Annotated in this window: 14 protein-coding genes; 13 read left to right on the top strand and 1 reads right to left on the bottom strand. The window is 64.9% G+C overall.

The annotated features are described in order from the left end of the window. Window positions 1–10 precede the first annotated feature (10 nt). From aroA to J4G43_RS00460, 13 genes are all read left to right on the top strand, one after another. Window positions 11–1348 carry a 3-phosphoshikimate 1-carboxyvinyltransferase gene (gene aroA, locus J4G43_RS00520; protein ID WP_208083749.1) on the top strand — a complete coding sequence of 446 codons (1338 nt, stop codon included), beginning with the start codon at window positions 11–13 and terminating at the stop codon, window positions 1346–1348. Then, window positions 1345–1983 (top strand): (d)CMP kinase, encoded by a 639-nt coding sequence (cmk, locus tag J4G43_RS00515; protein WP_028149796.1) that lies wholly within the window; start codon window positions 1345–1347, stop codon window positions 1981–1983. The genes aroA and cmk overlap by 4 nt, the downstream gene beginning before the upstream one ends. A gap of 266 nt (window positions 1984–2249) precedes the next feature. Then, window positions 2250–3953: a 30S ribosomal protein S1 gene (gene rpsA, locus J4G43_RS00510; RefSeq protein ID WP_063980172.1), complete on the top strand. Its 1704-nt coding sequence runs from the start codon at window positions 2250–2252 to the stop codon at window positions 3951–3953. A 372-nt stretch (window positions 3954–4325) separates the two neighbouring features. Next, complete coding sequence (gene sppA, locus J4G43_RS00505; protein ID WP_028149797.1) at window positions 4326–5306, top strand: signal peptide peptidase SppA; 981 nt, start codon at window positions 4326–4328, stop codon at window positions 5304–5306. A 171-nt stretch (window positions 5307–5477) separates the two neighbouring features. Beyond that, window positions 5478–5783 carry an integration host factor subunit beta gene (locus J4G43_RS00500; protein ID WP_007598410.1) on the top strand — a complete coding sequence of 102 codons (306 nt, stop codon included), beginning with the start codon at window positions 5478–5480 and terminating at the stop codon, window positions 5781–5783. Window positions 5784–5854: 71 nt separating this feature from the next. Beyond that, the gene (locus J4G43_RS00495; RefSeq protein WP_208083748.1) at window positions 5855–6247 is read left to right on the top strand and encodes a lipopolysaccharide assembly protein LapA domain-containing protein; all 393 of its coding nucleotides are present in this window, start codon (window positions 5855–5857) and stop codon (window positions 6245–6247) included. Between the two features lie 66 nt (window positions 6248–6313). Next, window positions 6314–6985, top strand: a complete 672-nt coding sequence (locus J4G43_RS00490) for a phosphoribosylanthranilate isomerase (RefSeq protein WP_208083747.1) — start codon at window positions 6314–6316, stop codon at window positions 6983–6985. Then, window positions 6982–8199: a tryptophan synthase subunit beta gene (gene trpB, locus J4G43_RS00485; RefSeq protein WP_135214040.1), complete on the top strand. Its 1218-nt coding sequence runs from the start codon at window positions 6982–6984 to the stop codon at window positions 8197–8199. Before J4G43_RS00490 ends, trpB begins: the two co-directional genes overlap by 4 nt. Next, the gene (gene trpA / locus J4G43_RS00480; RefSeq protein WP_208083746.1) at window positions 8196–9032 is read left to right on the top strand and encodes a tryptophan synthase subunit alpha; all 837 of its coding nucleotides are present in this window, start codon (window positions 8196–8198) and stop codon (window positions 9030–9032) included. The genes trpB and trpA overlap by 4 nt, the downstream gene beginning before the upstream one ends. A gap of 112 nt (window positions 9033–9144) precedes the next feature. Further along, on the top strand, window positions 9145–10086 hold the full coding sequence (accD, locus tag J4G43_RS00475) for an acetyl-CoA carboxylase, carboxyltransferase subunit beta (RefSeq protein ID WP_063980168.1): 942 nt from the start codon (window positions 9145–9147) through the stop codon (window positions 10084–10086). Next, window positions 10083–11426 carry a bifunctional folylpolyglutamate synthase/dihydrofolate synthase gene (locus J4G43_RS00470; protein WP_208083745.1) on the top strand — a complete coding sequence of 448 codons (1344 nt, stop codon included), beginning with the start codon at window positions 10083–10085 and terminating at the stop codon, window positions 11424–11426. Before accD ends, J4G43_RS00470 begins: the two co-directional genes overlap by 4 nt. A 158-nt stretch (window positions 11427–11584) precedes the next feature. Further along, a complete protein-coding gene (locus tag J4G43_RS00465; RefSeq protein ID WP_208083744.1) occupies window positions 11585–12325 on the top strand; it encodes a metallophosphoesterase family protein in 741 nt (246 codons plus the stop codon). Window positions 12326–12404: 79 nt separating this feature from the next. Further along, complete coding sequence (locus J4G43_RS00460) at window positions 12405–12833, top strand: SRPBCC family protein (RefSeq protein WP_208083743.1); 429 nt, start codon at window positions 12405–12407, stop codon at window positions 12831–12833. A 74-nt stretch (window positions 12834–12907) separates the two neighbouring features. On the opposite strand, the gene trxA is transcribed toward J4G43_RS00460, so the two are convergent. Then, entirely contained in the window at window positions 12908–13228 is a 321-nt protein-coding gene (gene trxA / locus J4G43_RS00455; protein ID WP_007598398.1) for a thioredoxin, read from the bottom strand. Window positions 13229–13258 lie beyond the last annotated feature (30 nt).

Below are 13258 nucleotides of genomic sequence, written 5' to 3'. Positions count from 1 at the left end.
GGACACAAACTTGACTGATTCCGACAAGCCGACGCCGCTTCAGTCGCGCGCAAGCGGTCCCTTGACCGGGAAAGTACGGGTCCCTGGGGACAAGTCGATCTCCCACCGTGCCCTCATCCTGGGCGCGCTCGCGGTCGGCGAGACCCGGATTTCGGGCTTGCTTGAGGGCGAGGACGTCCTCAATACCGCAAAATCCATGCAGGCGCTGGGCGCCAGGGTCGAGCGTACCGGCGATTTCGCCTGGAAGGTGAACGGCGTGGGCGTCGCCGGCTTTGCCGAGCCCAGGGCAGCGCTCGATTTCGGCAACTCCGGCACCGGCTGCCGGCTCGTCATGGGCGCCGTCGCCGGCTGCCCGATTTCGGCGGTTTTCGACGGCGATGCCTCGCTGCGCAGCCGCCCCATGCGCCGGATCCTCGATCCGCTCGAGAAGATGGGCGCCAAAGTGGTGTCCGGCGGCGAGGGCGGACGTCTGCCGCTGACCGTCCAGGGCGCGCGCGATCCGCTGCCGATCACCTACAAGACCCCGGTCGCCTCGGCCCAGATCAAATCGGCCGTGCTGCTGGCGGGCCTGGCGGCGCCCGGCACCACGACGGTGATCGAGACCGAGGCCAGCCGCGACCATACCGAGCTGATGCTGAAGCACTTTGGCGCCGACATTACCTCCGTGCAGGAGGGTCAGCACGGCCGCCGCATCACGCTCATTGGCCAGCCCGAGCTGCATGGCGCCACCGTCGTGGTGCCCGCCGATCCCTCCTCTGCCGCCTTCCCAATCGTCGCGGCGCTGATTGTCGAAGGCTCGGATGTCGTCCTGTCCGACGTGATGACCAATCCGCTGCGTACCGGCCTGTTCACCACGCTGCGCGAAATGGGCGCCTCGATCGAGGAAAGCGAAGTCCGCGGCGATGCCGGCGAGCCGATGGCGCAGCTGCGCGTGCGCGCGTCGAAACTGCGCGGCGTCGAGGTGCCGCCGGAGCGGGCGCCCTCGATGATCGACGAATATCTGGTGCTGGCGGTGGCGGCCTCCTTCGCCGAAGGCACGACCATCATGCGCGGCCTCCAGGAGCTGCGCGTCAAGGAATCCGATCGGCTTGAGGCCACCGCCGACATGCTCCGCGTCAACGGCGTCAAGGTCGAGGTCTCCGGCGACGATCTGATCGTCGAGGGCCGCGGCCATGTCCCCGGCGGCGGCACTGTCGCCACGCACATGGATCATCGCATCGCGATGTCCGCGCTGGTGATGGGCTGCGCCTCCGACCAGCCGGTGACGGTCGACGACACCGCCTTCATCGCCACCAGTTTCCCGGACTTCATTCCGATGATGCGTTCGCTTGGGGCCGAGTTCTCATGATCATCGCCATCGACGGGCCTGCGGCCTCGGGCAAGGGGACGCTCGGCAAGCGGCTCGCCCATCATTACGGCTATCGTCATCTCGATACCGGCGTCATTTATCGCGCGGTGGCCTACGCCGTGATGGAATCCGGTCATGATCTCCGGGACGAGGCGGCTGCGGTGCAGGCTGCGCTGGAGCTTGATCCCGAAAAGTTCGGCAATCCCGCCCTGAAGACCCAGGAGGCCGGCGAGGGCGCCTCGATCGTCTCGGCGATCCCCAGGGTTCGCGAGGTCCTGCTCAATTTCCAGCGGCAATTCGCCGCCGATCCGCCCGGCGCCGTGCTCGACGGCCGGGACATTGGAACCGTGATCTGCCCCCATGCCGACGTGAAGATCTTCGTCGTGGCCGACCCCAGGGTCCGCGCCCACCGCCGGACCATGGAGGCCAAGGCGAGGGGCGAGGAGGCGGACGAGGCGGCGGTGCTCGCTGACATCATCCGGCGCGACGAGCGCGACAAGAACCGGCCGATTGCGCCCTTGAAACCGGCCCCGGATGCTTACTTGCTAGATAACTCCCAACTGGATATAGAAGGCGGCGTCCGGGCCGCCATCGACATTATCGAGGCCGTCCGAGCGGGCCGGTCGCGGGGTTAAGCCGCCGCCGTCATTGGAGGAAGCGCCCGCTCCCGCTCTTTGAGGTCGATAACCCCGGTCCCCTGTTTGGGCCCGGCGCGATCCAGGCTCCGGACCAAGATTTCCACGTATCGAACGCGCGGGCCTCAGCCGGCCCGCCTCCGCTGTTCCGCCTCCATGCCGGAGCAACGAGCGGTCGCTCGAAGGTCTTGCGGACCTTCCGACACTGCGTGTGCGATGCGCCCATGAACCCAACGGCCGGCACGACATCCGCAACTGGAGAACAAATGGCTTCGATTTCTGCTGATACCTATAGCCCGTCGCGCGACGATTTCGCCGCGATGCTCGACGAGTCCTTCGCAGGTGGCAACCTGCAGGAGAGCTCCGTCGTCAAGGGCAAGGTGGTTGCAATTGAAAAAGACATGGCCGTCATCGACGTCGGCCTGAAGACCGAGGGCCGCGTCGCCCTGCGCGAATTTTCCGGCCCCGGCCGTGAGAGCGAGATCAAGGTCGGCGACGAGGTCGAAGTGTTCCTCGATCGCATCGAGAACGCCCTCGGCGAAGCCGTGCTGTCGCGCGACAAGGCGCGCCGCGAGGAGAGCTGGGGCAAGCTCGAGAAGGCCTTCCAGAACAACGAGAAGGTCAACGGCGTCATCTTCAACCAGGTCAAGGGCGGCTTCACCGTCGACCTCGACGGTGCCGTGGCCTTCCTGCCGCGCTCGCAGGTCGACATCCGTCCGATCCGCGACGTTGCGCCGCTGATGAACAACTCGCAGCCGTTCCAGATCCTCAAGATGGATCGCCGCCGCGGCAACATCGTCGTCTCCCGCCGCACGGTGCTGGAAGAGACCCGCGCCGAGCAGCGTCAGGAGCTGGTGCAGAACCTCGAAGAGGGTCAGGTCATCGACGGCGTGGTCAAGAACATCACCGATTACGGTGCGTTCGTTGATCTCGGCGGTATCGACGGTCTGCTGCACGTCACCGACATCGCGTGGCGCCGCGTCAACCACCCGACCGAGGTGCTCTCGATCGGCCAGACCGTGAAGGTCAAGATCATCAAGATCAACCACGAGACGCACCGCATCTCGCTGGGCATGAAGCAGCTGCTGGACGATCCGTGGCAGGGCATCGAAGCCAAGTACCCGCTGGGTGCCCGCTTCACCGGCCGCGTCACCAACATTACCGACTACGGTGCGTTCGTCGAGCTCGAGCCGGGCATCGAAGGCCTGATCCACGTCTCCGAGATGTCGTGGACCAAGAAGAACATGCACCCCGGCAAGATCGTTTCGACCTCGCAGGAAGTCGAAGTGCAGGTGCTGGAAGTCGATTCCGTCAAGCGCCGCATCTCGCTCGGCCTCAAGCAGACCATGCGCAACCCGTGGGAGGTCTTCGTCGAAGGTCACCCGACCGGTTCGGTGGTCGAGGGCGAAGTCAAGAACAAGACCGAGTTCGGTCTGTTCCTGGGCCTCGAGGGCGACGTCGACGGCATGGTCCATCTCTCCGACCTCGACTGGAAGCTTCCGGGCGAGCAGGTGATCGACAACTACAAGAAGGGCGACGTGGTGAAAGCCGTGGTGCTCGATGTGGACGTCGAGAAGGAGCGTATCTCGCTCGGCATCAAGCAGCTCGAAGGCGACCCCTTCGCCGAGCCGGGCGATGTCAAGAAGGGCGCGGTCGTGACCTGCGAAGTGCTCGAAGTGAAGGAAAGCGGCATCGAGGTGAAGATCACCGGTACCGACTTCTCGACCTTCATCAAGCGTTCGGAGCTCGCCCGTGACCGCAACGACCAGCGCGCCGAGCGCTTCGCCGTCGGCGAGAAGGTCGATGCCCGCGTGATCCAGTTCGACAAGAAGGCCCGCAAGGTCCAGGTGTCGATCAAGGCGCTCGAAGTCGCCGAAGAGAAGGAAGCCATCGCGCAGTACGGCTCCTCCGATTCGGGGGCGACGCTCGGTGACATTCTCGGCACCGCGCTCAAGAACCGCGACAAGTAAGCGAAACGCCTGTTTTGCAACCATCAAAGCCCCGGCGCGAGCCGGGGCTTTTTTGTTGCGGCGGCATACCATTGTCGTCCCGGACAAGCGCAGCGAAGCGGAGCGCCGATCCGGGGACCCATACCGACAGGGAGTGGTTTGACGAAGACTCGGAGTGGGCGCCTCGCGTCACACTCCTTCTTGTGGTTATGGGTCCCCGCGCCCCGTGCGCAATTGCGCACTAGGCGGGGATGACATCTGAGTGCTTGGCCACCATCCGGGCTACGCCAGCCTTGTTTTCTTCAAATTACGCCGCAATTGATGTATCCAGATAAGCCAATGGTCACGCTGTGACGGCACAACGCGCCCAGCCTTTCATTTGGAGATATTCCGATGTCGCTCGATTCGGACATCATCGTCGATCGCCGCAGGATTCGTCGCAAGCTGACGTTCTGGCGCGTGATGGCTGCGCTGATCGCGATCGCGGCGATTGCGGGCTTCGCGCTGATCGCAACACCCGGTGCGCGCGGCACGTTCGCATCCGCCGGCTCGATCGCGCGGGTCCAGATCGATGGCCTGATCCGCAGCGACTCCGATCGCACCCAGGCGCTGGAGCGACTGGAGAATTCGCAGGCCGCCGCCGTCATCATTCACATCAACTCGCCGGGTGGCACCACCGCCGGCTCCGAGCAGCTTTATGACTCGCTTGTACGGCTGAAGGCGAAGAAGCCGCTCGTCGTCGTGGTCGAAGGCCTCGCCGCGTCCGGCGGTTACATCACCGCGATCGCGAGCGACCACATCATTGCCCAGCAGAGCTCGCTGGTTGGTTCGATCGGCGTGCTGTTCCAGTTTCCCAACGTCACGGAGCTGCTGAAGACCGTCGGTGTGAAGGTCGAGGAGGTCAAATCCTCGCCGCTGAAGGCCGCACCGAACGGTTTTGAGCCGACCAGCCCCGAGGCACGCGCCGCGCTCGATGCGCTGGTGAAGGATTCCTATGCCTGGTTCAAGGGATTGGTGAAGGAGCGGCGTGGCATGGATGACACGCAGCTCGAAAAAGTCGCCGACGGCCGCGTCTTCACCGGACGCCAGGCGATCGATCTCAAGCTGATCGATCAGCTCGGCGACGAGAAGACCGCCGTGACCTGGCTGGTCGAGCAGAAGGGCGTCAAGAAGGGCCTCACCGTCCGCGATTACAAGCTCCAGCCCCGCTTTGGCGATCTGCCGTTCCTTAAAACGGCTGCTGTCGTCACGCTGGAAGCGCTTGGTTTAGGCTCGATTGCGCATCAGATCGGGCAAACCGGCGTCGCGCAGGCCGTCGATCGGCTCGGAATGGATGGAATGCTGGCCCTGTGGCAGCCGGCTGCGTCAAATTGATGGAACCGGGCGAGCTTCAGAGGCTTTTCCCGTCTGGCGGGTGGCGGGGCAGCCCGCTTTTTCGGCATTTGTCACGCATTTTCCCGACGCTCAACCTTCATTTAGCGTCTTGACAGATCACAGTATTTTCACGGAAATGGTCATCCGCACGCTTCCGGGTCCTATCTCTCGATGATCAAATCCGAACTTGTTCAGCGTATCGCCGAGCACAACCCGCATCTGTACCAGCGGGATGTCGAGAACATTGTGAATGCGATTCTCGAAGAGATCGTAGCGGCTCTCGCGCGCGGTGATCGCGTCGAGTTGCGCGGCTTCGGTGCCTTCTCGGTCAAGCATCGCCCTGCGCGCGCAGGGCGCAATCCGCGCACCGGCGCCCATGTGCCCGTCGATCAGAAGAGCGTTCCGTTCTTCAAGACCGGCAAGGAAATGCGCGAACGGCTGAACCGCGACCATCCGGATCCAGGCGCGCCAGACTGAGACCGGCGTCAGGGTTTTCCGCGGTCGCGAGAGATGCGGCCGGAAGCTTGATTCAAGGCGAGCGAAGCGAGATGCGAAAGTTCCTGACCGCGCTGATCGTGATTCCGCTGGGCCTGATCCTGGTGACCTTCGCGGTCGCCAACCGGCATTTCGTCACGGTCTCTTTCGACCCCTTCATTACGAACGACCCGTCATTCTCGGTGACGTTGCCGCTGTTCCTGCTCCTCATCCTGGTGGCGGCCCTCGGGGTCCTCGCGGGCGGCTGCGCGGTCTGGCTCGGCCAGCGGCACTGGCGGCGCGCGGCGCGCCGGAATGATGCGGATGCACGGGCTGCCAGGACCGAATTGGCCGATCTGCGGGCCCAGGCGGCCGCAGCGAAGCCCCAGCCCCAGCGCCTCCCCGTTCCCTCCGGGGTGGGCCTTTACGGGCCCATCGGGCGAGACAAGCAGCGCGCGACGTTGTAGAAGCGGCCGCAACCGAAAACCCGGTTTTCCGGCCGCAGACCCGCGGCCTTCATCTGCTTTGAGACCATGTCCCTGCTCGTCAAAATCTGCGGCCTGTCCACGGGCGAGACGCTCGAAACAGCGCTCGACGCCGGCGCCGACATGGTGGGGTTCGTGTTCTTTCCGCCGTCGCCGCGGCACGTCTCTCTGGAGCTTGGCCGTGACCTCGGCCGCCAGGTGAAGCGGCGCGCGCTCAAGGTCGCGCTCACGGTCGATGCCGATGACGCCACGCTCGACAACATCATGGACGCGCTGTCGCCGGATATCCTTCAGCTTCACGGCAAGGAGAGCGTCGCGCGCCTGCGCGACATCAGGCAGCGGTTTGGCCGTCCGGTGATGAAAGCGGTGCCGGTCGCGACCGCCGCCGATCTCGCCGTGCTGCCTGGCTACGCAGAGGTTGCCGATCGCATCCTGTTCGACGCGCGGGCGCCAAAAGACGCGACACGTCCCGGCGGCCTCGGCGCGGCCTTCGATTGGCGCCTGCTCGAAAACCTGGAACTCAAGCTGCCGTATATGGTCTCGGGCGGACTTGATGCCCACAACGTCGCCGAGGCCCTTCGGGTCACGCGCGCCGGCGGCGTCGACGTTTCCTCCGGTGTCGAGAGCGCCTCCGGCGTCAAGGATCCCGAGATGATCAAGGCCTTCATTCGCGCCGCGCGCGCCACCCAAGATGCAAGTCAAGAGTTGAGCGTTCGATGAACATCGCCAAACCAAATTCCTACCGCAGCGGTCCCGACGAGCGCGGGCACTTCGGCATTTTCGGCGGCCGCTTTGTCGCCGAAACCCTGATGCCGCTGATCCTGGATCTGGAGAAGGCCTACACCGCGGCCAAGGCCGATCCGGCCTTCCAGGCCGAGATGAACGGCTATCTCAAGAACTATGTCGGCCGGCCCTCGCCGCTCTATTTCGCCGAGCGCCTCACCGAGCAGCTCGGCGGCGCCAAGATTTACCTCAAGCGCGAAGAGCTCAACCACACCGGTTCGCACAAGGTGAACAACGTGCTCGGCCAGATCATGCTGGCACGGCGCATGGGCAAGAAGCGCATCATCGCCGAGACCGGCGCCGGCCAGCACGGCGTTGCTACCGCGACGCTGTGCGCGCGCTTCGGCCTCGAATGCGTGGTCTATATGGGCGCGGTCGACGTCGAGCGGCAACAGCCCAACGTCATCCGCATGGAGATGCTGGGCGCGACGGTGGTCCCCGTGCAGTCAGGCACGCGCACGCTGAAGGACGCCATGAACGAGGCGCTGCGTGACTGGGTCACCAACGTGCACAACACGTTCTATTGCATCGGCACGGTGGCGGGCCCGCATCCCTATCCGACGCTGGTGCGCGACTTCCAGTCGATCATCGGCAACGAGACCAAGACGCAGATGCAGGAGGTCGAGGGACGCCTGCCGGATTCGCTGGTCGCCTGCATCGGCGGCGGCTCGAACGCGATGGGCCTGTTTCATCCGTTCCTCGACGATCCCTCCGTCGAAATCTTTGGCGTCGAAGCGGCCGGCCATGGGCTCACGCAATTGCATGCGGCCTCGATCGCGGGCGGCCGTCCCGGCGTGCTGCACGGTAACCGCACTTATCTCTTGATGGATGCGGACGGCCAGATCCAGGACGCGCATTCGATCTCCGCCGGCCTCGACTATCCCGGCATCGGTCCCGAGCATTCCTGGCTGCACGAGATCGGCCGCGTCAACTATCTCTCCGCGACCGACGACGAGGCGCTCGCAGCATTCCAGTTGCTGTCGCGGCTGGAAGGCATCATCCCCGCGCTCGAGCCCGCGCATGCCATCGCCAAGGTGATGGAGCTCGCGCCGAAGCGGCCGAGAGATCACCTGATGGTCGTCAATCTCTCCGGCCGCGGCGACAAGGACGTCCCGCAGGTCGGCGACATCCTGAGGGGCAAGAGCAAGTGACCACGCGTATCGACACCCGTTTCGCCGAGCTGAAGAAGCAGGGCCGCCCGGCCTTCGTCACCTATGTGATGGCCGGCGATCCCGATCTCGCGACGTCGCTCGATATCGTCAAGGCGCTGCCCAAGGCAGGCGCCGACGTCATCGAGCTCGGCATTCCCTTCACCGATCCGATGGCGGATGGTCCCTCGATTCAGGCTGCAGGTCTGCGCGCGCTCAAGAACGGCATGACCTTGAAGAAGACGCTGGAACTGGTGCGCGACTTCCGCAAGGACGACAACGTCACGCCGCTGGTGCTGATGGGCTACTACAATCCGATCTACATTTACGGCGTCGACAAGTTTTTGGTTGATGCCAAGACGGCCGGCGTTGACGGCCTGATCATCGTCGATTTGCCGCCGGAGGAAGACGACGAGCTCTGCATTCCCGCGCTGAAGGCGGGCCTTAACTTCGTTCGCCTCGCGACCCCGACCACTGACGACAAGCGCCTGCCCGCGGTGCTCGCGAACACATCAGGCTTTGTCTACTACGTCTCGATCGCCGGCATCACCGGTGCCGCGGCGGCGGACGCGAATGCCGTCGGTGAAGCTGTCGCGCGCATCAAGCGGCATACCAAGCTGCCGATCTGCGTTGGTTTTGGCATCCGCACGCCAGAGGCGGCGCGCGCCATTGCCGAGAAGGCCGATGGTTCGGTGGTTGGCACCGCACTGGTCGACGCGCTCAAGAACAGCCTCGACGCCGAGGGCCGGGCGACCGCCAAAACCGTTAACGCGGTAGCCGAGCTGACCGCGGCCCTGGCCCAGGGCGTCAAGGGCGCGAAACAGGCGGCTGAATAGGCCATAATTCCGCTTTGGGGGCGGGCGAACACGGCAGCTTGCCGGGCAGAGGCCCGGCCGCCATATATCCTTCAGGCAGCCCTTTCGCGGGGCTCGCACATCGGAGCAAACCATGAACTGGCTTACCAATGTGGTCCGGCCGAAGATCCGCAACATGCTGCGGCGGGAGACGCCGGAGAATCTGTGGATCAAGTGCCCGGATTCCGGACAGCTCGTGTTCTACAAGGACGTCGAGGCCAACCAGTTCGTCATCCCCGGCTCGAACTACCACATGCGCATGGGCGCGGTGGCGCGTCTGAAGTCGATCTTCGACAACGAGACCTGGTACGACGTCGCGCTGCCCGACGTCACGCCCGATCCGCTCAAGTTCCGTGACGAGAAGAAATACGTCGACCGCATCAAGGATGCCCGCGCGCGCACCAATCTGAACGACGCGATCAAGGTCGGCTATGGCAAGCTCGAAGGTGCCGCAGTCGTCGTTGCCGTGCAGGATTTCGATTTCATGGGCGGCTCGCTCGGCATGGCCGCGGGCGAAGCCATCGTGCGCGGGCTGGAGCTCGCGGTCGAGAAGAAGTCGCCCTTCATCGTGTTCGCCGCATCCGGCGGCGCGCGCATGCAGGAAGGCATCCTGTCGCTGATGCAGATGCCGCGCACCACGGTCGCTGTGCAGATGCTGCGCGAAGCAAAACAGCCCTACATCGTCGTGCTGACCAACCCGACCACCGGCGGCGTCACCGCGTCCTACGCGATGCTGGGCGACGTGCAGATCGCCGAGCCCGGTGCGCTGATCGGCTTCGCCGGCGCGCGCGTGATCGAGCAGACCATCCGCGAGAAATTGCCGGAAGGCTTCCAGCGCGCCGAATATCTGAAGGATCACGGCATGGTCGACATGGTCGTGCACCGTCACGAACTGCGCCCGACCCTGGCGCGGCTCTGCCGCCTGCTGACTAGGGCGCCGGCGCAGGAAGGCGCATCGAAATCGGTGCAGCCGGTCGTCAGTCCGGCGCAGATCGTCTCGGCCGCCGAGACGGCGCCGGCCGCGCCGCACGCGTGAACGCGTCCTCTGACAGCGCAAAGCCGCCGCTCGGTGAATTGATCGGGCGGCTGTCGGCCCTGCATCAGAAGCGTATCGATCTCGGGCTGGAGCGGATGCACCGCCTGCTCGAGCGGCTTGGCCACCCCGAACGCAAGCTGCCGCCGGTGATCCACATCGCCGGCACCAACGGTAAGGGCTCGACGCTCGCTTATCTGCGCGCGACGCTGGAGTCCGCCGGCCTGCGTGTCCACGCCTACACCTCGCCCTATCTCGTCCGCATCAACGAATGCTTCCGGCTCGGCCGCGTCGGCGGCGGGGTGCTCGTCGGCGACGATGAATTGCGCGCGGCTCTGGAAGAGGTCGAGCGGGTCAATGCCGGCGAAGCCGCGACCGTGTTCGAGCTGAAGACCGCCGCGGCGTTTCATCTGTTCGCGCAGAACCCGGCCGATGTGGTGCTGCTCGAAGTTGGCCTCGGCGGCCGGCTCGATTCGACCAATGTGATTGATACGCCGGCGGCGTGCGCGATCACACCGATCAGCATGGACCACATGGATTTCCTCGGCGACACGCTGACCTCGATCGCGGGTGAGAAGGCCGCGATCATCAAGCGCGGCGTGCCCGTGATTTGCGCCGAGCAGACGGGCGAGGCGATGGCCGTGATCGAGGCGCAGGCCGGGCGCATGCGCGCGCCGCTGTTCGCCGCGAACGAAAGCTGGCACGTCAATGTCGAGCATGGACGCCTGGTCTATTCCGACGATCGCGGCCTCATGGATCTGGCGGCGCCGCGCCTGTTCGGCCGCCACCAGTTCGACAATGCCGGCCTTGCGATCGCGACGCTGCGCGCGATTCCGGCGTTCAAGGTCAACCAGGCGGCCTTCGAGGCGGGCATCGTCGGCGCTGAATGGCCGGCGCGGATGCAGCGCATCACCTCGGGCGAGCTGCTCGCGCTCGGACCGCAGGGCTCGGAGATCTGGCTCGACGGCGGCCACAATGCCGAAGGCGGGCGCGTTGCAGCAGCCGCGCTCGGCGATCTCGAGGAGCGGGTCTCGCGGCCGCTGGTCGTGATCGCGGGCATGATGGCCAACAAGGACGCGCAAGGTTTTCTCGCCAATTTCGCCGGCCTGACCCGTCACATCATCGCGGTGCCGATCCCCGACACCGAAAATGCAATGCCGGTCGACCGCCTCGCGGATGCCGCGCGCAGCCTCGGCATGCGCGTCGAGACCGCGCCCGGCATCGAAGCCGCGCTGCGCGGCTTGGCGAAGCTCGCCTACGAGGTGCCGCCGCGCATCCTGATCACCGGCTCGCTTTATCTTGCCGGCCATGTGCTGGGCATCAACGGCACGCCTCCTGCATAGTCTCTTGTCCCGGACGCGCTGCAACGCGTAAGCGTTGCTGCGCAGAGCCGGGACCCAGAGGCCACTTGGGCCCCGGCTCTGCAGCGCACTCGACGATGCTTCGCATCGCGAGGGAAGCGCTGCGCTGCGTCCGGGGCACGAGAGTGATGAGAATGCCAATGCGTTTTGCCGCGATTGCCGACGTCCACGGAAACCATCTCGCGCTGGAGGCGGTGCTTGCCGACATCCGCGCGCAGGGCATCACCGACATTGTCAATCTCGGCGACATGCTGAGCGGCCCGCTCGATGCCGGCCGGACCATCGAGATCCTGATGCAGCTCGACGCAGCGCACGTGCTCGGCAATCACGACCGCTACCTGCTCGACCGCCCGCCGGAAAAGATGGGCTCGTGGGACCGTCCCGCGCACGCTCAACTCAATGCCGCGCAACTCGATTGGCTGCGCGCGCAGCCGATGACGCGGGTGTTTAGCGAGCAGGTTTTCCTCTGCCATGCGACGCCCGATGACGACGAGGTCTATTGGCTCGATACCGTGCATCCCGACGGCACCGTTGCGCTATCGCTGCTCGACCGCATCGAGCAGTTCGCGCAAGGCATCACCCAATCGCTGATCCTCTGCGCCCACACCCATCTTGCCCGCGCGGTGCGGCTGCGCGACGGTCGGCTGATCGTCAATCCCGGCAGCGTCGGCAGCCCCGGCTATCGCGACGTGCATCCATTCCCGCATGTCGTCGAAGCCGGCACGCCGCACGCGCGCTATGCGATCCTCGAGCTTGTCGGGAGTGCATGGCAGGTGACGTTCCGGCACATCGCATATGACCACGAGGCGATGGCCGCGCTCGCGCGCCGCAATGGCCAGCCGGAGCTGGCGAATGCATTGGCGACGGGGTGGATCGGATAGAGGCGCTTCGTCCCGGTTGCCTCGACTCTTTAATGGGCGCACTTATTATGAGCGTACCTATTAAAGAGGGCAGCGTGCGATGAACGACGACAATGTCTGGCGGGGCGAATACGCGGTCGAGTCATCGGCAGCTCCGGAGGCGATCTGGAGCATCTTCCGCGATGTGCCCGGTTGGAAAACCTGGAACGCAGGTATCGAGCAGATCGACATTGACGGGCCATTTGCGGCCGGGACCTGGTTCACGATGAAGCCTCCCGGCGAGGAGGCGCTGCGCTCGCAGCTGATCGAGGTCCGCGAGAACGCGTGCTTCATCGACGAAACGCGAGTCGGCGATCTCGTCATCAAGGTCGCCCATCGCATCGAATCCCTTGGGGCAGGACGCACGCGCATCGTTTACGCCGTCGACGCGCGAGGGCCGCAAGCGTCCGAGATCGGTCCGGCTGTCGCGTCGGACTTTCCCGATGTTCTCGCCAGTCTCGCCAAACTCGCCGAAACGAGATCGGCGTGATTGCCGTCGAACAAAAATAAAGCGGCCGGCATGTTGCCGGCCGTTGAAGAATTCTCAGTTACACGCGAAGCGGATCAGACCGCGGAGGTGATCCACTGCTGCAGCTTCGCCTTCGGCGCCGCGCCGACCTGGCGGGAGGCCATCTCGCCGCCCTTGAAGATCATCAGCGTCGGGATCGACATCACGCCATACTTGGACGCGGTCTTCGGGCTCTCGTCGACGTTGAGCTTGACGATCTTGACCTTGTCGCCCATCGCGCCGGCGATCTCGTCGAGGGCGGGTGCGATCATGCGGCAGGGGCCGCACCATTCGGCCCAGAAATCGACGACCACGGGGCCGTTCGCCTTGAGCACTTCGGCTTCGAAATCGGTATCGGAAACCTTGCCAACGGCCATTGGAGCACCTCGTACGGTTGAAAGAGAATC

This window comes from Bradyrhizobium barranii subsp. barranii (assembly GCF_017565645.3).
Classification (GTDB): Bacteria; Pseudomonadota; Alphaproteobacteria; order Rhizobiales; family Xanthobacteraceae; genus Bradyrhizobium; species Bradyrhizobium barranii.
Note: the sequence above shows the minus strand (reverse complement) of the source record. Positions and strands in the feature narration are given on the sequence as shown.